This is a genomic window from Gordoniibacillus kamchatkensis (assembly GCF_000829455.1).
GTDB lineage: Bacteria > Bacillota > Bacilli > Paenibacillales > NBRC-103111 > Gordoniibacillus > Gordoniibacillus kamchatkensis.
Genome location: NZ_JXAK01000044.1, coordinates 41,487 through 63,081 on the forward strand (window position 1 = coordinate 41,487; position 21,595 = coordinate 63,081).

Below are 21,595 nucleotides of genomic sequence, written 5' to 3' on the forward strand. Positions count from 1 at the left end.
GCGCAAGTGTCGCCGCTCATCGACAAGTATTGGGACGGCAAACGCTCCGGCGCGGTAGGCTACATCAGCGGCTTGCCATCGATGGAGCAGATGATCGAGTGGAAAGATACGGACAATACGCTGTCGATGCTGCGCGACATGGCGGAAGCGAAGGGCGCGAAAGTGACCTGGAACGACAACGACCGCAGCGTAACGGTGACCAAAGGCAGCAACACGCTGACCGCTAAGCTCGGTTCCGTAACGGCGACGGTGAACGGCAAAGAAGTGAATTTGCCGACGGCCGTGAAGCTCGAGAACGAGAAAACCGTATTCCCGACGGCAACGCTCATGAACTTCCTGAGCAAGTAATCCGCAGCAAAAATATGGTATGCGGCAAAAGACCGTCGAGAGCCGTTAGCGGCTCTCATGGTCTTTTGCGCTTCCAATCCGACGATGAAAGGGATAACCGGATGATGCGCAAAAAATATTGGGTCGTTGCAGGGGTACTGCTGGCGTTATTAGCTTCAGGCGGGGCCGCCTTCGCGCACGGCGGCGGGCATGACGGCGCCGCCGCCTCGGCGGAAGCGGAGGAGGGCGCAATGGCGGTTACCGTAGACGGACATCTTGTCCCTGGACAAGCATCGCTCAGCAAAGATTTATCCGAGCTTTACTTGCCTGCTCGCAGCGTCGCAGAAGCGCTCGGGGCGACGGTGAAATGGGATGCCGAGCATGGGGCGCTGCTGATCGATACACCGGATTTGCCGGATATGTCGGGACACGGACATACGCCTAATCATGGACCGGTCGTCGTGTACAAAGGCCAAATGCTGGCGCCGAGCCTGGAACCGAAAATGATGAACGGAACGTTGATGGTATCGGCCGATACGATAGCAGAAGCTTTCGGCGTGCAAGTCAAGTTCGATGCGAATTCGAACCGCGTGCTGGTGACGACGCCCGAAGCGGCGGCCCAGTTCGCCGGCGAAGAGCAGCAGGTGAAAGACGCGCTTGGCGGAGTCGGCATGAAACCGGTTATAGCTGCGGACGGAGCAAGGAGTTCACCCTGACCGCCGAACTGCATGCATGGTCGCCGCTCAAAGGGGTGCTGACAACTGCATGGACCTATAACGGGCAAGTGCCTGGGCCGGTTATTCGCGTCACCGAAGGCGATCGCGTGCGCATCACGCTCGTGAACAAGCTGCCGGAGCCGACGACGATTCACTGGCATGGCTTGCACGTGCCGAACGCTATGGACGGCGTGCCGGGATTGACGCAGGATGCGGTGCAGCCGGGCGAATCGTATACGTACGAGTTTGTCGCCGGCCATCCGGGCACCTACATGTATCACTCCCATTACGACGACATGAAGCAAATCGGAAGCGGCATGTACGGCGCTTTTATTATCGATCCGAAGGATCCGATGTCGGAGCCGCATTACGATCACGACTACACGATGATGATCGGCGGCTTTCAAGTGAACGCGGCAGACGAGGAGAAGGACTATTGGACGCTGAACGGACGCAGTTATCCGGACACGCCGCCGATCGAGGCGAAGAAGGGCGAGACGGTCCGCATCCGGCTCCTGAACATCGACACGACGGACGTTCATACGATGCATTTGCACGGAATGGATTTCCGGGTCGTGGCCAAGGACGGCCATCCCGTGCCGCAGCCGCAGACGATGAACACGGTGCTGATCGGTCCCGGAGAGACGTACGATATCGCCTTTACGGCCGAAAGCGCCGGCACATGGATGTTTCACTGCCACATTCTCGACCATACGATGAACGGCGGAGATCTGGCCCGCATGGCCCACGGCGAAATGGGGGGCCTTATAACGCTGATCAAAATAACCGAGTAAACGGCTGCATTGCACCGCTAGCAAGCCCCGCGCCCGCGGGGCTTTTTTCGTTGAACGAGCTTGCAGCCGAGCGAATTCACGGCCTGCACCATTGCTGCCTTTGACGGCATAAAATACTTCGTGCCCCTGCGGATCCATAAGTTTCCTTATCGCCGAAGTCAACAAAAAAAAGGTTGCCAGCCATCATTTCCCTGTTAAAATGAGAATAGAACCAATTTTCTTGCACTTCTACTAACATACAATTTGGAGAGGAGTCTTGGGAGTGGTCAGTTTGCCTAAAATGAACGAACTCGGCTTTTTCGAGATTCGTTTGGAATCGATCGGCGGCCTGGGGGCCAACCTTGCCGGCAAAATGCTGGCGGAGGCGGGCGTCATGGGCGTCGGGCTTAACGGCGTCAGCTTTTCGTCGTACGGTTCCGAGAAGAAAGGGTCAGCCGTAAAGGCGCACATCCGCTTTTGCGACATCGACACGAACATTCGCGATACGTCTCCCATCGAGCGCCCGCACGTGGTAGGCGTTTTTCACGAGCAGCTGGCGAAGACGATCAACGTCATCAGCGGCATTTACGAGGACAGCACCGTGCTGGTGAACTCGACCAAGTCGCCGGATGAGCTGAAGGACAAGCTGAAAATGATCGGCGGTACGCTTGCCGTCGTTGACGCTACGGGCATTGCGCTCGAAGAGAAAAACCGCGTCAACATGGCGATGCTCGGCGGTCTTTTTCGGCTGTGCGAATTCCTCGATCCCGAGTTTATGAAGGGCGTCATCCGCAAATCGCTGGAGAAGAAGTACCCGCAGGCGGTAGCACCGGCGATCCGCACGTTTGAAAGGGGTTACAACGAAGTTCAATTCAAGACGTTCGCGCTCCCGGAAGGGCAGTCGATGCCGGCTTTCACCCGTCACGATACGCCGGTGCTCGGCTACGAGACGCAGCCGATCGGCGGCACGATCACGAATCCGGGCAACTCGATTCTCAAAGACCTCAGCATCTCCCGCGCCGGCATGATGCCGCATTTTGCCGACGACAAATGCATTCACTGCGCTGCCTGCGACAACGTTTGCCCTGACTTCTGCTTCGTATGGGAAGAGCTGCCGGACAAGAAGGGGCGGTCGCAAATGTTTTTGCAGGGCATCGATTACCAATATTGCAAAGGCTGCCTGAAATGCGTGCAGGCGTGTCCGACCGAAGCGCTCAGCTCCGCCCGCGAGGAAGACGGCTATGCCGAGCAGCACCGCGTGCCGCACCGTTTCGCGCTCGCTCAGTAAGGACGGATATTCTTTAACGAAAGGTGGTTACCCTCATGGCGATAGACGTCAAAAAAGAGCTCGGCCAAGCGAAAGTCGAGCAGCGCATGGTGTACGAGTCGGGCAATGAGATGGCCGCGTACGCCGCGCATCAAATCAACTACCATATTATGGGCTACTTCCCGATTTCCCCGTCGACGGAAGTGGCGCAGTTCCTCGATCTGATGAAAACGAACGGCCAGCACGACATCGTGCTCATCCCGGCGGACGGCGAGCACGGCTCGGCCGGCGTATGCTACGGCGCTTCCACCGCCGGCGGCCGCGTGTTCAACGCGACGAGCGCGAACGGCTACCTGTACATGCTGGAGCAGATGCCGGTGCAGTCCGGCACGCGCTTCCCGATGGTCATGAACCTCGTATGCCGGTCCGTATCCGGTCCGCTCGATATTCACGGCGACCATTCCGACTTGTACTACGCGCTGAACACCGGCTGGCCGATTTTGATGTGCCGCGACCCGCAGGCCGTGTACGACATGAACATCATGGCGCTCAAGCTGGCCGAAGACCCGGAAGTGCGTTTGCCGGTCATCGTCGCTTCGGACGGCTACTTTACGTCGCACCAGAAGCGCCGCGTGCAGACGTTCGCGCACCGCGAAGACGTGCACAAGTTCGTCGGCGAGAAGCCGCCGGCCGGCTTCCCGATGACGCTGGACCGCAACAATCCGATTACGGTCGGCCCGTACATGAACGAGCCGGACTACATTAACAACTGCTACCAGCAGTCGATGGCGATGTACCGCGCCGGGGACGTGTTCGACCGCATCCGCAAAGAATACGCCGATTTGACGGGCCGCGACTACCCGATTCTGGACCTGTACCGGATGGAAGACGCGGAGGTGGCCGTATTCCTGATGAACTCCGCCTCGGAAATCATCAAGGACGTCGTCGACCAGCTTCGCGAGAAGGGGATCAAGGCCGGCTCCATCGCGCCGAACATGATCCGCCCGTTCCCGGCGAAGCAAATCGCCGAAGCGCTGAAGAACGTCAAAGCGATCACCGTCGGAGACCGCGCCGATTCGTACGGCGGCCACGGCGGCAACATGGTCAACGAGATCAAGGCCGCGCTGTTCACGCACGGCAACAAAGATACGCTTGTGATCAGCCGCATTTACGGCCTCGGCGGGAAAGATTTTTACGCCGAAGACGGCCACAACCTGTTCCAGTTTGCGATCGACGCCGCAGCCAAGGGTTACGTCGAGAAGCCGTTCGACTACTACGGCCATACGCCCGGCGACCCGGCGAAGGCGCCGAAGCGCGTGCTCGAGCCGATGCCGTACGAATCGCTCAAGACCGGGCTCATTACGGTGACGCCGGACGAAGAGACGGGCAAGCTGAACGTAAGAATCCCGCCGCTTCGTTCGCTGACGAAGAAGCCGAAGCGTCTTGCTCCGGGGCACGGGGCTTGCCCGGGCTGCGGCATTTTCTCCGGCCTCGAGCTGTTCTTCAAAGGCATCGAAGGCGATATCGTGGCTCTGTACCACACCGGCTGCGCGATGGTCGTCACGACGGGTTATCCGTATTCCGCCCACAAGGCGACGTACATCCACAACTTGTTCCAGAACGGTGCGGCTACGCTGTCCGGCGTCGTGGAGATGTTCTGGGAGCGCAAGCGCCGCGGCGAGCTGGATGAGTTCGGCCTGAAGGACGACTTCACGTTCGTCATGATTACCGGCGACGGCGGCATGGACATCGGCATGGGGCCGGCCATCGGTGCCGCGCTGCGGAACCACAAAATGATCATTCTCGAGTACGATAACGAAGGTTATATGAACACGGGTGCGCAGCTGAGCTACTCGACGCCGATGGGACACCGCACGTCGACGTCCAACGTCGGCAAGCATCAGGGCGGCAAGACGTTTCATCATAAGGATACGGCGCAAATTATGGCCGCAACGCACATTCCGTACGTGTTCACCGGCTCCGAGGCGTTCCCGCAAGATTTGCTGAAGAAAGCCGCGAAGGCGCAATGGTATGCTCAGAACGAAGGCATGGTATACGGCAAAATCCTGATTACGTGCCCGCTCAACTGGCTGTCCGAGGACCAGGACGGCTCCAATATCGTCGAGGCGGCCGTAAACTCCTGCTTCTTCCCGCTGTACGAGGTTGAGCACGGCGTGACGACGCTCACGTACAACCCGGAGGAGAAGAACAAAAAAATCCCGCTCGGCGACTGGCTCAAGATGATGGGCAAGACGAAGCATATGGGCAAGCCGGAATACGAAGCGGCATTGAAGTCGTTCGAGGGCGAAGTGGAGCGCCGCTGGAACATCCTGAAGGCGAAGCACGAGAACCCGTACTTGTAAGTAACGAAATGAGACGAGCTGCAGAAGCCGGCGGCGCCTTCGGGGCGCGGCCGGCTTTTTGCCGGCGCGAGGCAGGAAGGAGCCGCGAAAATATGCCTTATGTTTTAAAACAGCGCGAAACTGCGCAAATTTATACGTGCATGCTGGTCAACCATTATCAATTGGAATATTACGGCGTGAAGTTTTGGCAGGACGAGGCGGCGGCGCGCGGGGAAGCGGCGGCGTTTTTGACCGCTCAAGGCGTAGCGATCCGGCTCTGTGGGACATCGCCTTTCTCGACGAATCGGCGATGAAGCTCGGCAACGTGAAGCTGAAGAACAACCCGTCCTACGTTCTTTATTTGGACGAAGCGTCCCGCCCTGTGGCCAAGAAGATAGGCGGTTAGCGCGAAAAATAGACGCTAATCCCTCGAACCGGCTGGATGCATTTGTCATTGGGGATGCTTATACTGTTGGTAATAAAGCGAGATAGGAGCTGAAGCATGAGATGGATGCGATAGAGGCGATCCGCACGAGGCGCAGTGTCGGGAAGGTGAAGCCGGATCCGGTCGAGCGGGAGCTGATCGAGCAGATGCTGGAGTCGGCGATATGGGCGCCCAATCATTATCATACGGAGCCGTGGCGGTTTTTCGTGATGACGGGCGAGGGAAGGCGCGTGTTGGCACGCATTTATGCGGATATTGCGGCTGAACGCGCAGAAGGGCTGGATGCGGAGCAACTGGCACAATTGCGAAGCAAGGAGGAGCAAAAAGCTTTCCGCGCCCCGGTTATTATCGCCGTGGCTGTAAGTCCTGCACCGGATAAGCCGGAGGTTGAGGAAGCGGCGGCGGTAAACGCCGCTATCCAGAACATGCTGCTCACGGCGCACGCGCTCGGCTTAGGGGCGATTTGGCGAACGGGCGAAGCGGCGTACCGCGAGCTGGCGAAGCAAGCGTTCGGACTCCGTCCGGAAGATCGCATTGCCGGGTTTGTTTTCGCCGGTTACCCTGATATGGCGATCAAACCGGGCAAACGAACGCCCTTTGAACAGAAGACGCAATGGATAACCGAGGCTTAGCGATTTCGATTACGCTTACCTCAGGGGGCATGGACTGGAATTCCCCGCCAATTCCACCGAAAGACGTATGGCTAAAGAAAAAGCAGGACGGGGCTTCAGTCGAGGCCTCATTCCTGCTGCCTTAACGGAACGCAGTTCCGTTGTTGTACCGATAGAGAGGTACCGGATCAATGTTAACGGAACGGAGTTCCGTTATCGGGCCGAGGCAAGAGTGATTCTCCCGCAAATTGCGGAAATAACGAACCCCCATTCCGCTATTTTGGGGAAATGTCCGGGAAATAAGCCAATAACGGAACAAATTTCCGCTAACCGGGGCAAAGAGAACGATCTGCTTCCCGCCCTCCCATTTTGTGTCAGCCTGCAACAATCATTCATGTAAGCCCTTACGGAGGCATATACTCGCAGTATCAACACCGCCAACTAGCCTAAGGAGGACGAGCCGATGTTTGTGTTCGTGCTGCTGGCCATCGCATTCTTGCTCATGATGGCGCTGTTTTGCTTACTGCTATATGCCGGCTTGCAGAAAGATACGCTGAACTACGATCTCAATCATTTGTGGGAAAGCCGCCCCGACGACGTGCGCCTGAAAATTCGAAAAACGTTCGAATAGCCCCCAACGGTGCAGTTGTGCCGCATCTTCGATCGTGCTAACCTAGAGAGCGAACAGGTTCAGCAGATCGGAGTGACGGGAAGCATGTCGGGCAGCATTATGTATTGGAGCTTTGTCGGCATTGGGTTTATTTTGACGATAGGAGCCGGCATTACGCTCATGCGGAGCACGAATCGTTTAGCGCGTTCGTTCCTCCTCTCCAGCATTATCAACGTGCTTACTTTCGCCCTGGCTTCGCTGTGGTGGTTCGGCCAAACGTCCGAAAGCTTGCAGCGCAGCCTTGGCATTGCTTTTTACGGCATTGCGTTCGTGAACGTGGCGGCGTTCGATTTTTTTGCTTTGGCGAGCATGCGGAAGCAGCCGCCCGATTCAGGCGAGAACGGTAAGCCAGGGCAGGCGCAATGACGGGCGGGCGCAACAGCTTTCCAACGGACGCGCCTCCGGCGGCAAAACGGCGCCGCAATGCCGTATGGCTCGCACTGACGCTGCTATGGATGGCGCTTATTTTCAGCAAATCGTCCGAGCCGTACGCGCAGCAGGATATGCGGCCGTGGCTTGCCAATGTCATTAGCGAGGCAAAGCTGAAGGCGCTGCTGCCAAACTGGTCGTTCACGTACGACGGGCAAAGCGTAGCGCACGGACATCCTTACGAGATGGCGGAGTTTTTCATCCGCAAGGCGGGGCATGTGGCCGAATACGCGCTGCTTGCCTGGCTGTGGATGCGGACGATGCGCACCTGGCCGGCGGGACGCAGCCGGCTGCAAGCCGCCGCCATAGCCGCAGCGATCTCGATCGTTTATGCAGCCAGCGACGAGTGGCACCAGACGTTCGTGCCCGGTCGCACGGGACACGCCGTCGATGTGGCCGTCGACGCCGCCGGAGTGGCGGCAGCTATGTTGGCGGAGGCGGCCGCTAGCATCGTCTTGAAGCAAAAAAAGAAGTGAACGGCAAGGGTTACTTGTCGTTCACTTCTTTTTTGACGGGCGTCCGTTCCAGCCTGCGTCGGGGCGACCATTTCCACAATTCCCGCGCCGTCCGTTCCATCTCCTTGCGCTCAAGTTCGTACATTTTCTCTGCCGTGTATGGGTTGAGCATCATTCGTTCTCCCTCCTGAAAATCGCTTTGTGTTACATTTCCAATTATATCTGGTTTAAGGGGAACAAAAAGAGTATAATTGCTTATAATCATTTCCTCTTTTATGTGAGCTGAAGAGAGCGAGGGGCTGCCCATGCAATTGACAAATTACTATTTACAGCTTCGCACGTCTTTCGGACGCGATGTCGAAGGCGAGCCGCAGCGGGTGACGCTGGAGGAGCTGGCGGCGCTGCTCTTCTGCACGACCCGCAACGTGAAGCTGCTGCTCAAAAAAATGAGCGATCTTGGCTGGATCGTATGGGAACCGGGCCGGGGCCGTGGCAACGCCTCGCTGCTCACGTTCCTCGTTCCGGCCGGAGAGATCATCTCCAAAGAAGCGGTCGAGCTCGCGCAGAAAGGCGACTTCAAAAGCGCGATGGAGCTCATCAACCGGTATGGCGACCGTTATCCGCTCAAAGAGTCGTTCGTCGAGTGGCTGTTCAGCTACTTCGGCTACAAGGCGGAAGAGAAAGAGGAACGGCGCCTCGACTCGCTGCGTTTCCCTTTGTTTCACCCGATCCAAACGCTCGATCCGATCCATCTGCACTTTGCTTCCGACGCGCATGTGATGGATCATGTGTTCGATACGCTGGTGAAGCTCAACACGGTAACCAAACAGATCGAGCCTCGCCTCGCGCATTTTTGGGAAGCGAATGCGGAGCACACGGCGTGGACGTTCTATTTGCGCAAGGGCGTCATGTTTCATCACGGCCGCGAGCTGACGGCGTACGATGTCAAATATTCGCTGCAGCGGCTGCTCGACCCGGCGAACGGCTCCAGCCATCGCTGGCTGCTCGATGGCATCCGCGATATCGTCGTGCTCAACCGGTCGACGCTGCGCATCGAATTGAAGCGCCCGAACTATATGTTTCTGCAGCATCTTAGCGATGGCTGCACGTCGATCGTGCCGGAGGAAATATGCCGCGAGCAAGGCGGGCTGTTCGCCCGGATGCCGATCGGCACCGGGGCGTTCCGCGTCGAATGCCACGACGATTACATTTGCCGGCTGCGCGCCTATGACGGGTATTTCGGAGGAAGGCCGCATCTCGACCAGGTGGAGCTGTGGGTGCTGCCGGAACAAATGCCGGCCTGGCGCAAAGAGCCGCAAATCGTTCAAACCATGTGCGATTTCAAAGGCTTAACGAAGCCGCTCGGCATTTTGCCGGATGGGCCGGGCTGGAAGCGGTACAAGGAAATCGTGCCGGGCTGCTCGCTGCTTACGTTCAATTTGCAGGCGCCCGGGCCGCAGCGTCACGCCAAATTCCGGACGGCTGTCGATCTGCTCATCCATCGCGAGCAGATGGTGCGCGATCTTGGCGGGAACCAGTTCAGTCCGGCGTGGAGCTTTTTCGCTCATAGCAGCATAGAGTCAGCGTCGAGCAGACAAAGCGATTATGCGGCCGATGTGGAACGGGCGCGCCGGCTGCTGGACGAAATCGGCTACGACGGCGAGCCGCTGCGCGCCTATACGTATAAAAGCAAAGGTGAAACGTTGGAATGGATTCAGGGCCGCTGCGCCCTTGCCGGCATCAAGGTCGAGATCGGGTTGCTGTCGCGGGAAGAAATGATGAAGCCGCAGCGCATAGCCGAAGCCAATATGATCCATTGCTCTTACGTGCTTGAGGAGCTCGAGTTCACCATGCTCGGCATTTTGCTGCAGACGAACAGCGTTGTCGGCGCACATCTGAGCTCCGAATTGAAGGAGGCCGTAAGGCGGGAAGTGGAAGGGATCCAGCAGCTGCCTGCGCCGGCTGACCGGCTGCGCAAGCTGCAAGAGCTTGAGCATTTGCTGAAGGAACAGCGGGCGTTCCTGTTCTTGTTCCAGTCTTATCATGAAGTCGCCCATCACGAATCGCTGAAAGGCGTTGCCGTTAACTCGCTCGGCTGGGTCGATTTCCGCAAGTTGTTTTTCACGCAGGCCATTGCGGAGTCCGAAATGGAGAAGTCCCGGTTCGCAGTTTCATAATCGAACCGCTTTGCGGAAATGCTAACCATCAGTCCATGATGGGAGGAATCGCCGGTGGGAGCGATACAAGACGCGAAGTTTGTGCAGCTGGCGGAGCGGGGCGACGTGAAATACGCCGATATCGAAGTGCGGCTGAGCGGGCACGAGACGCCGCTGCTGGCCTCGTTCGCCTGGAACGGCGGCGATCCGCAGCTCGCCAGTGTGTACAGGAAGGAAGCGAGCCGGGAGCTCGATTGGTACGACAACAGCCTGCACAGCGCTTACGTCGATTTGACGGCGGAGCTGTTCGACAACGGCCGCGGCGAGCTTGGCATCGGGTCGCGGGATGATTTTGCCGCAGAGGTGTTGTCCCATCCGAACGTGAGGCGCGAGCTGGGCGAATTAGGCCGGTCATAATGTAAAAAGCGATCGTCCCGGATCTGGGAAACGATCGCTTTTTGCTGTGCGCGGCGGCTACCGGCGGGACGGCTTCGGCTGCTGCCCGGCGTTGTCGCCATACTTGCGCTGCAGCTTCAGCCAGCGCGCGTTGGCGATGAAGAAGCCGATTACGCCGAAGACGATAAAACGGGCGATCAGGTAACGCAAGGACAGAGCATCGGCGTCCGAAGCGTTTTGCGTCAGCACGAATTGGATGGCGCTGGTAACGGCGGTGAGAAGGATGCCCCACAGCAGGACGCCGTAGATGAGGACGTATTTGTCGCGTCCGAGCTTGCTGATGCGTTGCCAGGCGGCGGCATGGCGGTCGGTCATAGTCGATTCTCCTTCGGCAGGTTTCATTAGCGTCTATTATACCGGGCCGCGCGGCCGTAGTCTAATGTGTACTTGATCAGACCGCTTTGGTACAATCTTACATGAACATGCGTTGAGACTGAAAGAGGAGGGCAAGCTGATGTGAGCAAAGTTTTCTTGTTTGCTATATTGGTGTACCTGACGGGCAATCCGCTGCTGGCGCTCGTCGTGCTGCTCATTATATTGTACGCGGCGGACCGACGCTTCGTCGGGCTGATGCCGAGCGTGACGAGGCCGCTGCGGCTCGGCCGCAAGCTCGGGCAGCTGCGACAGCACATCCAGGCGAGCCCGCACGATACGTCGGCAAAGCTGGAGCTGGCCCGCGTCTATATCGAGAAGAAACGTTACGCCGAGGCGGAGCGGCTGCTGGAGGGCATTTTGCCGATCATGGATCAGTCCGCCGACGTTCACTTCGAGCTCGGCTTATGCAAGCTGAAGCTGGGCCGCATCGAAGAAGGCAGGTCGCTGATGGATCAGGCGCTCGAGCTGAACCCGCGAGTGCGGTACGGCGAGCCGTACTTGCGGCTGGCAGAGGCGCTGGCGGCGGACTATCCGGAGCAGGCTGTGCGCTATATCGAACGGTTTCGCGACGTGCAATCTTCATCCTGTGAAGCTTATTACCGGCTCGGGCAGCTGTATGAGAAAATGGGCCGCAAGCAAGAGGCGAAAGCCGCTTACCTCGAAGTTCGTGACGTGTACCGGACGCTGCCGGGGTACAGCCGCCGCATGCAGCGGCGCTGGGTTGTGCTCGCCTGGTGGAAGACGCTGGTTTAGGCGCCGGTTCACCGGACTGCTTCAGCTTTTCACGGCGTGCACGTACACCGACTCGCCCGAGAAGCTGAGGAGGCGTTCCGCATCGTCTATCTCGACGGCAAAATGGCGCTGCACGTCCGCCGGCGCGCGCAGCAGCTTCATCTCCAGGCTGATTCGCTCCGTTTCCGGCACGCCTGCCCGGCGGCACCAGTCGGCGAACACGAACGTCTTCGGGAAACGAATCATCGCTTCGACCGCGAAGCCGGCCGTTTCCAGCATGCGGATCCATTCGGATTTTTTCCACGCCCTGACATGGCTCGGGTCGCGCTGCTTCTCAATGTCGTTGTAAAACCAGTCCAGACCGTCTCGCTCCGGCGCAACATTGTCGATGAGCAGCAAGCTTCCGCCGCGCTTCAGGACGCGGTGCGCCTCGGAGGCAAAAGCCGGCACGTCGGTAAAATGGTGCGCGGCGATGCGGCACGTGACGATATCGTACGCTTCCGCAGGGAAGGGCAAATGCTCGGCATCGGCGGCGACGAATTCGACGTTCGTCCGTCCGTTTGCGGCTATAAACTGCTTCGCGGTGTCCAGCATTTCCGGCGTCAAGTCGCATGCCGTGACTTGGCCTACGAGCGGAGCAAAGGCGTTCGCGACATGGCCGGCGCCGGTCGCGACATCCAGCAGCCGGGCATCCGGACATACCGGCGCGTTCGCCGCCATGTAAGCGAGGTCGACGCCTGCGGCATGATTCGCGCTAGTAACGTAGCCGGCCGCATGCTGCCCGAATTGCCGGCGCACTTGTTCTTTACGGGGATCGAGGGCTTCGTTCATTTAAACGCACCTCCAGTTGTTTCGCATTGTGAAACTTGGTTTCACAAGGCGGTTTAACCATATTGTAGCACAATATGGTTCCGCTGCATATAGGTGCGAGCAAACTGCCTTGACTGAGCTGTGAGCGGCGGCTACACTGTTACTAGGCGTTTGCTTTGAGGAAAGGAACTGCTATCCGCGGTCGGGAAGTGGGGTTCCGGCTCCGTTAAACTCGCATTCCCCGACTTGATCGGGCGGACGGAACACGAGTTTAAAAGCCGCTATTCACCTCCATATCCCACCCTTCATTGCGCCATTTCTCGAACGATGCCGGCTCGAAACGCCAGGCCGTTTAGCTTCGGACGTGGCGCTCCGGCATAACGCTCCAGTACATCGTCGGACAAGCGTCCGATCTAGGGCAGGGGGGCACCTTCCCAATTATGAGTTTGGAATACGTCATGCAGGTCATCACACTGCTGTTCGTCGTCGTGGTCACGTTCGCCGGCATGCTCGTGTGGACCGGATGGAAAAAGAAGAAACGGAGATAACAAGCGATGTATTTCGTGAACGAGGAACAAATCGGCTCGCGCCTAGCATTTTTGCAGCGGCTGGCAGAGACGGCGCGGGAGCTTGCCGTCCGCTGGCAGGACGGCGATGCTGTGCTGGCGCTGGCTCAGGAGCGGGCGCTTCATCTCGCGATTGAAGGCGTCACGGATGTCGGGTCGCTGCTCATTGACGCGTTCATTTTGCGGGATGCGAGCTCCTATGAGGATATCGTCGACATTTTGCGCGGGGAAGGGGCGTTCGATCCGGATACGGCGGGGCAGCTGCTCGATCTGGTTAAGCTGCGGCGGCCGCTCGTTCAAGATTATACGTCATGGGACGCCAGCGGGCTGCATGCTTTGACGCTTCGTCTGCCCGAGCTGCTGCCCCGTTTCGTGGAGCAGGTGCGCGCCTTTATGGCTAAGGAGCTCGGCGGGAGCTGATCTGCGGCAGTTTCCATACATAATTGTTTCCTAATTTACGAAAACCCGCGAATACGGTACAATGAAGGCAGCGACAGTCAAGGAAGCGGGTGACAGCATGGAGCAAGGACCGGAGCGCTCGACACGGCAAGTCATACTGACGCTCATCAAGACGCGCGGCGAGCGCAGCGTCGCTGAACTGGCCAAGCAGCTCGGAGTGACCGAAATGGCGGTGCGCCGCCATCTGAACGTGATGGAGCGGGACGGGCTCGTGCGCACGAAGCTGGTGCGGCAGGCGATGGGCCGGCCCACGAACGTGTACTCGCTGTCGGATGAGGCAGACGAATTATTTCCGAAAAACTATCACCAATTGGCGCTCGATTTGCTCGAAGAGCTGGATACCACGGAGGTGGAGGCGCTATTTGCCAAACGGCAGCGCAAGCTGTATGAGCGGTACCGGGAACGGATGCAGGGCAAAACGCTGCCGGAACGGGTCCAAGAGCTTGCCGGCATCCAGAACGCGAGCGGCTATATGGCTCATTGGCGCGAAACGGAGCCTGGCTTGTACGAGCTCAGCGAGCACAATTGCCCGATTTCGCAGGTGGCCGCTCCGTACCAAGAGGCGTGTTCGTGCGAGCTGGCGCTGTTCCGGCAGCTGCTGGAAGCCGAAGTAGAGCGGACGGAGTGCCTCGCCAAGGGCGGCGGCAAATGCGTGTATCGAATACAGGACATCGGCTAGGCGCTAGACTGGAGATGTAACGGCGAGCAAGGCGCCGGGCGTCTCACAGCCAGCTTAACGTCTAAACGGTGAAAAGGCTGCAGCCGCGCCTCGTGCGCAGCTGCAGCCTTTTTTTCTCCCAGTAGCCGGTCAGCCGTGCGCGGCTGTGAGCAGCCGCCTGGCTTTGTCCGTGATCACGTGAAGCCGCCCGCTGCGAATATCGTCCAGCCGCACGAGCGATCCGCCGATGCCGACGGCATAACAGCCGGCGTCCATGAACTGGCGGATGTTGTCTTCCTTGACGCCGCCGACCGCGATCATCGGGATATGGCCGAGCGGCCCTTGCAGCTCTTTGATGTAGCCAAGTCCGAGACTGGCGCTCGGAAAAAGCTTCACGGCCGTCGCCCCGGCCCGCCACGCTTTCACGACTTCCGTCGGCGTCATCGCGCCCGGGAAAATCGGGACGCCGCGCGCCGCCGCCAGCCGGATGACGTCCTCTTCCATATTCGGCGTGACCAGGAACGATGCTCCTACCGCCAAAGCGCGCTCCGCGTCTTCCGTATCGAGCACCGTCCCCGCGCCGATGTACATCCGGTCGCCAAGCTTGTCCTGCAGCTCGCCGATCGCCTCCAGCGCGCCGGGCGTATTCAGCGTCACCTCCATGACGCGAATGCCGCCTTCGTACAGCGCCTCCGCCAGCCCTGTCATGTGCTCCGGCTCCAAGCCGCGCACGATGACCACGATGCGCGTCCGTTTGAGTTCCTCCAGCCCTTGTTCCCGATTCATTCCGTTCATCCTCTCTATGCAAAACAGCTGAGTTTATTATAGCAAAAGATCGCAATAGCTTCGAATAGAATAGGAGTTTGCGCCTCGTACCGTGCAGCTATACTTTTTTCGTACTGCCTCTTATGATCAGCTCCGGTTTCTTGATCAAGGCGACCGGAGTGTGCTCCAGGCCGTTGATCCGGTCAAGCAGCATCTCGACCAGATTGACGCCTTGCCAGATGGTGTCCTGTCCGACGGTTGTCAGGCTGGGGCGCGTATTTCGAAAAAACTCCGGGTAGCCGAACGCGATTAACGATACGTCATCCGGCACGTGGAAGCCATTGTCGGTTAATGCATTCAGGGCGGCGATCGCGGTGAGCTCGTTGGAGAGCAGCAGCGCACTCGGGCGCTCGCGGGAAAACAAGTTGCTGATGAAATGGTAGCTGCTGTCCATATCTCCCGGCGTTCTTAAAACCATCGACTCTTCGAACTTGATCTGATACTCGGCAAGAGCTTTTTTAAAGCCTGCAATACGTTCGAGGTTAAAAGAAAGAACTGTGCCCCTGACGTCCCCGACAACGAGCTTGATGTGCCTATGTCCAAGATCGAGCAAATATTTGGCCGCGATATAGCCTCCCTCGAAATCGTCGAAGGTGACATAGCAATGATCGCGTTTTTCCGAGTACCTCATGTTAAATACATAAGGGATATTGGCGTTATCAAGCACTTCATGCAGCGGATCGTCGATCGTAGCTCCGAGTACGATAAAACCGTCGACCGCATGCCGCGTCAAAATGCTGTCATACGTTTGGTACTCCACGCCGGCGGAGGTGATCAGCAGAATGTGATAGCCTTCGTTCTGCGCCCTTTCGGAAATCGCCTTAATGACCGCGGGGTAATTCGGATTCATAATAACCTGGCTGATTTGCTGTTGCGACACAACGAGGCCGAGCACGTTGTTTTTTCCGGATTTCAGAGAACGAGCGGCCTTACTGGGCATGTAGCCCAAGGTGCGAATCGCCTCGAGAACTTTCATTTTCGTCTTATAGTTGACGAGGGGGGAATCGTTCAGGACACGCGATACGGTAGATTTCGTCGTATTGGCATATTTCGCTACATCGTTGATCGTAACTCGACTCAAGGTGTGTTCACCGCCCTCTAATGAATGAGATCGTTCCCAATGTGGTTATTATAAATGGCCGAATCATACAAATCAATTGCCAAGACGACGATTTTGCGGACATAATTTTGGCAAAATGTTATTGACAGACGCCATATTTGCCAATAAAATCGAAAATGTAAGCGATTAATTGGTACCGTTCCCAATTTCAATTTGTGCCACAAACGCACTTTTATGGCTGTTAAAATCGACAAAATTCATCAATCACCTCAATTTTTTATATTCTATTGGGAACGTTCCAAAAATTCTAAAGGAAAGTGGTGCTGCATATGATCGTCGCTTTAGGCAATGACCATGCCGGATATCCGCTGAAGGACGGAGTGCTGCAAATTTTGCGATCGCTGGGCGTACAGGTGATCGACCACGGCAGCTACGATGCGGAGCCGGTCGATTTTCCCGACATTGCCAGGCTCGTTTGCGATTCTGTGCTGACCGGCCAGGCGCAGCGGGGCATTATGGTGTGCGGAACCGGGGTTGGCGCCAGCATAGCCGCCAATAAAATTCCCGGGATTCGGGCTGCGGTGTGCCACGATATTTATTCGGCGCATCAATGTGTCGAGCACGACGACGTCAACGTGATGTGTCTCGGAGCGCAAATCGTCGGCCCTACCGTCGCCGCTGCTTATATCGAAACGTTTTTAAAGGCGGAGTTCAGCACGGAGGAGCATTTCAGAAGACGGGTCGCGAAGCTTGCGGAGTTGGAACGTGCGAATTATAACCCAAGATAATCTTGGTAGTTATAAGAAAAATAATAAGGGGAGGTTTATGCATGCAGCGTACAATCGTTTTGAAAGGTTCATGCGTAGTCTTGACTTCATTATTGGCTCTGACCGCTTGCTCCATTCCCGCCAGCAAGGACAGTCCCGCCCCAAAAGCCGCAAGCAAGGACAATAGCACAAGCGCTACGGATGCAAAATCCGGCGAAGTTACGGAAATCACGTTTTGGCACAACTGGTCGACGGGGCCGTCGGGGGATTCGATTACGAAATCGGTGGAAGCGTTTAACAAATCCCATCCGAACATCAAGGTAAAGCCGGTCTATGTCGCTACGGACGGCGGAGATTCCGTCACCTCGAAATTGCTGACGGCCGTCGCCGGCGGGAATCCGCCCGACGTGATGCTGGCGAGCCGCTATGGGGTGGCGGAGTACATGGATGCCGTCACGATTCTGAACGACCGGGCCAAGCAGGCTAACATCGGCGAGTCGATGTTCTACAAGTGGGCATGGGACGAGTCGGTTTACGACGGCAAGCTGCTCGGGCTGCCTTATGACGGTACGGCAAGAGCGCTGTTTTACAATAAAGATCATTTCAAAGAAGCGGGACTCGACCCGGAAAAACCGCCGACTACGATCGCCGAGCTGGAAGACGCCGCCAAAAAGTTAACCAAGAAGGAAGGCGGCAAATTTACCCGCTTCGGTCTCATTCCGTGGTATGGGGAGGGCTGGCTCTATTCGTGGGGCTGGGCGTTCGGCGGCTCTTTCCTCGACGCGAAAACCGGAAAGGTAACGGCGAACGATCCGAATATCGTCAAAGCGCTCGAGTGGGAAACGGGCTTTGCGAAGCAGTTCGGCATCCAGGATGTGACCAGCTTTACGAGCTCCGCAGGCTCCAATGCAACCAACCCGTTCATTACCGGGCAGCTGTCGATGATGGTGAACGGCAACTGGATGATTTCGCAGATCGAACAATATAATCCCAAGCTCAATTATGGGATCAGCTATATCCCGACTCCGACCGGCAAAGACTTCAATACGTTCGTTGGCGGACGCGTGCTGATTATGCCGAAAGGGGCGAAACATCCGGATGCCGCCTGGGAGTTCATCAAATGGATGTGCACGAGCGAAGAGGGGCAGAGTCTGAAAAAATTACCGGCGAATTCGCCGCCGCCCCCGCCATCAATAAGAAGATGTACGCGAACGACCGCCGGCAGGATAAGTTTCTGGAAGTGCTCCCGAACGGCCGGAACCGCCCTGTCATTTTGGCGGGCAACATGATGTGGGATGAGCTGGCCAAGCGCCGGATCTGGTCAACAACAATAAAGGTACGCCCAAGGAAGTACTCGATCAAATTACGAAAAAGGTCAACGACGAAATCGACAAGAAAAAGGCTCAGCAAAAATAAACGAGCGGAGGCATGATGTGCGATGTCTCAAATGCCAGGAGTACGCGGAAGCGTGGAAAAGCGCAGAGCCAAATACGCCTATCTGTTCATAGCTCCTTGGGTGATCGGGTTGCTGCTGTTTTACGCGTACCCTTTGTTCGGTTCCATCTACTACAGCTTTACCAACTATAACATTGTCAGCGCAACGAAATGGGTGGGCCTGGCGAATTACCGCGATCTGATTCACGATCATCTGTTCTGGGTCGGGATCCGCAACACGCTCGTTTACGCCTCCTTTGAAGTGCCTCTTAGCGTTGTGATCGGCGTTGTGCTGGCGCTCCTGCTCAATATGCCGATCAAGGGTCGGGGCATTTTCCGGACGGTGTTTTTCTTGCCGACTCTCGTTCCGATCGTGGCTACATCGATCGTGTGGGAATGGCTGCTGAACCCGCAGTTCGGACTCGTCAACTCCAAGCTTGAGCTGCTTGGCATCAAGGGGCCGGGCTGGCTCGGAGATCCGGCCTGGTCGAAGCCGTCGCTCATTATCATGTCGCTTTGGGGTATCGGCAATGCGATGATCATCTATTTGGCGGGGCTGCAGGACATCTCCAAGGAGTACTACGAAGCGGCCGACATCGACGGCGCCAGCGCCGTCAGAAAGGCGTGGCACATTACGCTGCCGCTGCTTACGCCGGTTATTTTTTTCAACATGGTCATGGGCGTCATTAATGCGCTGCAGGTGTTTACATTGCCCTACGCGCTTACGTACGGTACCGGCAAGCCGGCCGATTCTCTGCTGTTCTACAGCATGTATTTATACAATAACGCCTTCTTGTACATGAAGATGGGGTACGCTTCCGCCATGGCCTGGATTATGTTTGTGATCATCATTACCGTCACTTTGTGGTTGTTCAAATCATCCAATAAATGGGTGTATTACCAGGGAGACGATTGACATGGAGGGGAAGGAACGATGAAGCGAATCACAACAGCCTTGCCCTCGGCACTCGCGTATTTGCTGCTTGTTGCGTTCGGCTTTTTGTTTTTGCTTCCATTCCTGTGGATGGTTTCGACGTCGCTGAAGCCGAATACCCAGCTTTTCGTATATCCGCCGGTGTGGATTCCAAAGCCCTTGGAATGGTCCAACTATGTGAAAGCGCTGACGACGGTGCCGTTCTTCATCTACTTGCAAAATACGCTTGTCGTCGCCTGCTGCGCTACGTTCGGGGTTGTACTTTCTTGCCCGCTAGCCGGCTACAGCTTTGCCCGGCTGCAATGGCGGGGCCGGAATACGCTTTTTATCATCACTCTTGCGGTACTCATGGTGCCCGGCCAGGTGACGATGGTGTCGCTGTTCATCATTTTCTCGAAGCTGAATTTGGTCGGCACGTTTTATCCGCTTACGCTGCCCGCTTTTTTCGGGGCCCCGTTCTATATATTTCTGATGCGGCAGTTTTTCAAGCAGCTGCCGAAAAGCTTGGAGGACGCCGCCCGGATCGACGGGTGCTCGGAAATCCGGATTTATACCCGCGTCATGCTGCCTTTGTGCCAACCGGCCATATTAACGATCGCGCTGTTCCAGTTCATGCACTCCTGGAACGATTTTGTCGGCCCGCTCATTTATTTGAGCGACGAGAAGCTGTATACGCTGCAGCTCGGCTTGCAGCAGTTCAAGCAGGCGTATCACACGGAATGGAGCCAGCTGATGGCGGCTTCCGTCATGGTCGCAGTGCCGATCATTGCGTTTTATTTTTTCGTCCAGAGGTCCTTTATCCAAGGCATTACCTTTGGAGGCATTAAAGGATAACTATATAAGGATGGTGCAGTGGAAATGGCGAATGTAAGCTTGAAGGAGAAAATGTACGGCTGTCTTGTCGGTGCGCATGTCGGGTCGGCGATGGGAGCGGCCGTCGAGGGGTGGAGCTATCAGGAGATCGAGGAGAAGTACGGCACTTTGGAGCAGCTGCTTCCTTACCACCATTACAAGAATGGCTGGATCCGGGAGCCGGGCACTACCGAAGACGGCATCGAACGGCAGAAGCTGATGATTACGGCTATTATCGAGAAAAAGGACCGGGTCAACGCCGAGGATGTGAGAGCGATATGGCTGCGCGATATTAAGCCGATTTCCGCCGGCATGGTATCCGAACCGTTCGAGGCGACTTTGCTGGCTATGGCCAAAAGCGGCATTCCCGCCAGAGACCTCGGGAAATATTGCGACTACGCCGGCTTAAACAGCTTCTCACGCTCTTGCCACCCGATCGGGCTCATTAACGCCGGGGACGAAGAAGGGGCGATCGCCGACGTCCTGGAGGTCGGGCAATTGTATCAAACCTCGAACAGCCGCGGTTTAAAATGGGCCTGCGTCACTGCCGTCGCCATTGCGGCCGCCGTCAAACCGAACGCAACGGTAGACTCCGTGCTTGGCTCGATTTACGATTATTGCGATAAAGACATGGTTGTCCGGGAAATCGACAGAGAGCTGAAGAGAACGGAGTCGTGCCGCGATTTCCGCGAGCTGCGGGCATCCTTCGACAGCGTATACAGCGGGTGCGGCATCCCTTACGCGTTCAGCTCCGCGAACGAAGTCGTCACGAAAGCGGTGTGTATTTTCCGCATGGTTGGCGGCGATTTGAAAAACGCCATGGTGGGCGCAGTCAACTTCGGCCGGGACGTCGATTGCATTACCGCCGTCGCTTCTGGCATATCCGGAGCTTTGACCGGGACGGAAGGGTTCCCGCAGGAATGGATCAAGCAAACGGACTATGCCACAAGCATTAACCCGTACACCAATTCGCAGCGCACGATCCGCGAGCATGCCGACGGCTTGTACACAGCGTATGTAGCCAGATATGAGAAAATGAAAAAGATTTACGAGGGAATGGCCGTCTAGTCATATCGGACGCCGCTCCAGTTGGCGTAGCTAGATATCAATTTTACTGTCTCAAGACCGCCTTGCCGCCGGCGGTCTTTTTTTATGTTGTTGAATTGGGCGCCAAATGGAAATAATGAGAGGCAGCTATGGTTGAATTCATTTCAATCCGTCCTTTACAAAAACGCTTCACTACATTAAGCTCTACTGTAGACATTTTCGTATGCGGAGGTTGAAGTTCACAATGAGCGAATCGGCTAATTCGATAAAATTGACATCCCTTTCCAGCAAAGGCGGCTGCGGCTGCAAAATCGGCCCGGCCGACCTGTCACATTAAGCTCTACTGTAGACATTTTCGTATGCGGAGGTTGAAGTTCACAATGAGCGAATCGGCTAATTCGATAAAATTGACATCCCTTTCCAGCAAAG

Annotated in this window: 25 protein-coding genes; 20 read left to right on the top strand and 5 right to left on the bottom strand. The window is 56.8% G+C overall.

The annotated features are described in order from the left end of the window. Positions 1-6: 6 nt before the first annotated feature. The 10 genes from SD70_RS38400 to SD70_RS22450 all read left to right on the top strand — a co-directional run bounded on the left by SD70_RS38400 (position 7) and on the right by SD70_RS22450 (position 8,056). The gene (locus SD70_RS38400; protein WP_041049866.1) at positions 7-348 is read left to right on the top strand and encodes a copper amine oxidase N-terminal domain-containing protein; all 342 of its coding nucleotides are present in this window, start codon (positions 7-9) and stop codon (positions 346-348) included. Between the two features lie 101 nt (positions 349-449). Further along, complete coding sequence (locus SD70_RS38405) at positions 450-1,043, top strand: copper amine oxidase N-terminal domain-containing protein (RefSeq protein WP_041049868.1); 594 nt, start codon at positions 450-452, stop codon at positions 1,041-1,043. An 8-nt stretch (positions 1,044-1,051) separates the two neighbouring features. Beyond that, a complete protein-coding gene (locus SD70_RS22420; RefSeq protein WP_269432509.1) occupies positions 1,052-1,837 on the top strand; it encodes a multicopper oxidase family protein in 786 nt (261 codons plus the stop codon). A gap of 262 nt (positions 1,838-2,099) precedes the next feature. After that, positions 2,100-3,104 carry a 2-oxoacid:acceptor oxidoreductase family protein gene (locus SD70_RS22425; protein ID WP_156158138.1) on the top strand — a complete coding sequence of 335 codons (1,005 nt, stop codon included), beginning with the start codon at positions 2,100-2,102 and terminating at the stop codon, positions 3,102-3,104. A gap of 35 nt (positions 3,105-3,139) precedes the next feature. Continuing rightward, complete coding sequence (locus SD70_RS22430; protein WP_041049869.1) at positions 3,140-5,446, top strand: thiamine pyrophosphate-dependent enzyme; 2,307 nt, start codon at positions 3,140-3,142, stop codon at positions 5,444-5,446. A 92-nt stretch (positions 5,447-5,538) separates the two neighbouring features. Continuing rightward, positions 5,539-5,739, top strand: coding sequence for a hypothetical protein (locus tag SD70_RS22435; RefSeq protein ID WP_156158139.1), 201 nt, complete (start codon positions 5,539-5,541; stop codon positions 5,737-5,739). Between the two features lie 193 nt (positions 5,740-5,932). Continuing rightward, on the top strand, positions 5,933-6,502 hold the full coding sequence (locus SD70_RS22440) for a nitroreductase family protein (protein WP_041049871.1): 570 nt from the start codon (positions 5,933-5,935) through the stop codon (positions 6,500-6,502). A gap of 442 nt (positions 6,503-6,944) precedes the next feature. Further along, entirely contained in the window at positions 6,945-7,112 is a 168-nt protein-coding gene (locus tag SD70_RS36260) for a hypothetical protein (RefSeq protein ID WP_156158140.1), read from the top strand. An 84-nt stretch (positions 7,113-7,196) separates the two neighbouring features. Continuing rightward, complete coding sequence (locus tag SD70_RS22445) at positions 7,197-7,517, top strand: hypothetical protein (protein WP_052487764.1); 321 nt, start codon at positions 7,197-7,199, stop codon at positions 7,515-7,517. Then, on the top strand, positions 7,514-8,056 hold the full coding sequence (locus tag SD70_RS22450) for a VanZ family protein (RefSeq protein ID WP_082053577.1): 543 nt from the start codon (positions 7,514-7,516) through the stop codon (positions 8,054-8,056). Before SD70_RS22445 ends, SD70_RS22450 begins: the two co-directional genes overlap by 4 nt. Before the next feature lie 10 nt (positions 8,057-8,066). On the opposite strand, the gene SD70_RS36265 is transcribed toward SD70_RS22450, so the two are convergent. Beyond that, positions 8,067-8,210, bottom strand: a complete 144-nt coding sequence (locus tag SD70_RS36265) for a hypothetical protein (RefSeq protein WP_156158141.1) — start codon at positions 8,208-8,210, stop codon at positions 8,067-8,069. A 130-nt stretch (positions 8,211-8,340) separates the two neighbouring features. Here SD70_RS36265 and SD70_RS22455 point away from each other — a divergent pair, with 130 nt between their 5' ends. Continuing rightward, positions 8,341-10,212 (top strand): ABC transporter substrate-binding protein, encoded by a 1,872-nt coding sequence (locus SD70_RS22455; protein ID WP_041049872.1) that lies wholly within the window; start codon positions 8,341-8,343, stop codon positions 10,210-10,212. Between the two features lie 54 nt (positions 10,213-10,266). Next, entirely contained in the window at positions 10,267-10,608 is a 342-nt protein-coding gene (locus tag SD70_RS22460; protein ID WP_041049873.1) for a hypothetical protein, read from the top strand. A 57-nt stretch (positions 10,609-10,665) separates the two neighbouring features. Here SD70_RS22460 and SD70_RS22465 read toward each other — a convergent pair whose 3' ends face one another. Further along, positions 10,666-10,962: a hypothetical protein gene (locus tag SD70_RS22465; RefSeq protein WP_052487765.1), complete on the bottom strand. Its 297-nt coding sequence runs from the start codon at positions 10,960-10,962 to the stop codon at positions 10,666-10,668. 141 nt (positions 10,963-11,103) lie between these two features. Here SD70_RS22465 and SD70_RS22470 point away from each other — a divergent pair, with 141 nt between their 5' ends. After that, positions 11,104-11,775, top strand: coding sequence for a tetratricopeptide repeat protein (locus SD70_RS22470; RefSeq protein WP_041049875.1), 672 nt, complete (start codon positions 11,104-11,106; stop codon positions 11,773-11,775). A gap of 21 nt (positions 11,776-11,796) precedes the next feature. Here SD70_RS22470 and SD70_RS22475 read toward each other — a convergent pair whose 3' ends face one another. After that, positions 11,797-12,585 carry a class I SAM-dependent methyltransferase gene (locus tag SD70_RS22475; RefSeq protein ID WP_041049876.1) on the bottom strand — a complete coding sequence of 263 codons (789 nt, stop codon included), beginning with the start codon at positions 12,583-12,585 and terminating at the stop codon, positions 11,797-11,799. A gap of 533 nt (positions 12,586-13,118) precedes the next feature. Here SD70_RS22475 and SD70_RS22480 point away from each other — a divergent pair. Further along, the gene (locus tag SD70_RS22480) at positions 13,119-13,550 is read left to right on the top strand and encodes a DUF86 domain-containing protein (RefSeq protein ID WP_041049877.1); all 432 of its coding nucleotides are present in this window, start codon (positions 13,119-13,121) and stop codon (positions 13,548-13,550) included. A gap of 61 nt (positions 13,551-13,611) precedes the next feature. Beyond that, positions 13,612-14,268 carry a helix-turn-helix transcriptional regulator gene (locus tag SD70_RS22485; RefSeq protein WP_231571407.1) on the top strand — a complete coding sequence of 219 codons (657 nt, stop codon included), beginning with the start codon at positions 13,612-13,614 and terminating at the stop codon, positions 14,266-14,268. A gap of 129 nt (positions 14,269-14,397) precedes the next feature. Here SD70_RS22485 and SD70_RS22490 read toward each other — a convergent pair whose 3' ends face one another. Together SD70_RS22490 and SD70_RS22495 are read right to left on the bottom strand one after the other, a co-directional pair. Beyond that, positions 14,398-15,033, bottom strand: coding sequence for a bifunctional 4-hydroxy-2-oxoglutarate aldolase/2-dehydro-3-deoxy-phosphogluconate aldolase (locus tag SD70_RS22490; protein ID WP_041049880.1), 636 nt, complete (start codon positions 15,031-15,033; stop codon positions 14,398-14,400). 97 nt (positions 15,034-15,130) lie between these two features. Then, complete coding sequence (locus SD70_RS22495; protein ID WP_041049882.1) at positions 15,131-16,153, bottom strand: LacI family DNA-binding transcriptional regulator; 1,023 nt, start codon at positions 16,151-16,153, stop codon at positions 15,131-15,133. Positions 16,154-16,461: 308 nt separating this feature from the next. Between SD70_RS22495 and rpiB the strand changes: the two genes are divergently transcribed. From rpiB to SD70_RS22520, 5 genes are all read left to right on the top strand, one after another. Next, positions 16,462-16,920 (top strand): ribose 5-phosphate isomerase B, encoded by a 459-nt coding sequence (rpiB, locus tag SD70_RS22500; RefSeq protein ID WP_041049883.1) that lies wholly within the window; start codon positions 16,462-16,464, stop codon positions 16,918-16,920. 41 nt (positions 16,921-16,961) lie between these two features. Beyond that, complete coding sequence (locus SD70_RS22505) at positions 16,962-18,188, top strand: ABC transporter substrate-binding protein (RefSeq protein ID WP_052487766.1); 1,227 nt, start codon at positions 16,962-16,964, stop codon at positions 18,186-18,188. Between the two features lie 179 nt (positions 18,189-18,367). Then, a complete protein-coding gene (locus tag SD70_RS22510) occupies positions 18,368-19,249 on the top strand; it encodes a carbohydrate ABC transporter permease (protein WP_231571409.1) in 882 nt (293 codons plus the stop codon). An 18-nt stretch (positions 19,250-19,267) separates the two neighbouring features. Then, positions 19,268-20,101 carry a carbohydrate ABC transporter permease gene (locus SD70_RS22515; RefSeq protein WP_041049886.1) on the top strand — a complete coding sequence of 278 codons (834 nt, stop codon included), beginning with the start codon at positions 19,268-19,270 and terminating at the stop codon, positions 20,099-20,101. Positions 20,102-20,125: 24 nt separating this feature from the next. Beyond that, entirely contained in the window at positions 20,126-21,187 is a 1,062-nt protein-coding gene (locus tag SD70_RS22520; protein WP_041049887.1) for an ADP-ribosylglycohydrolase family protein, read from the top strand. Positions 21,188-21,595: the final 408 nt, after the last annotated feature.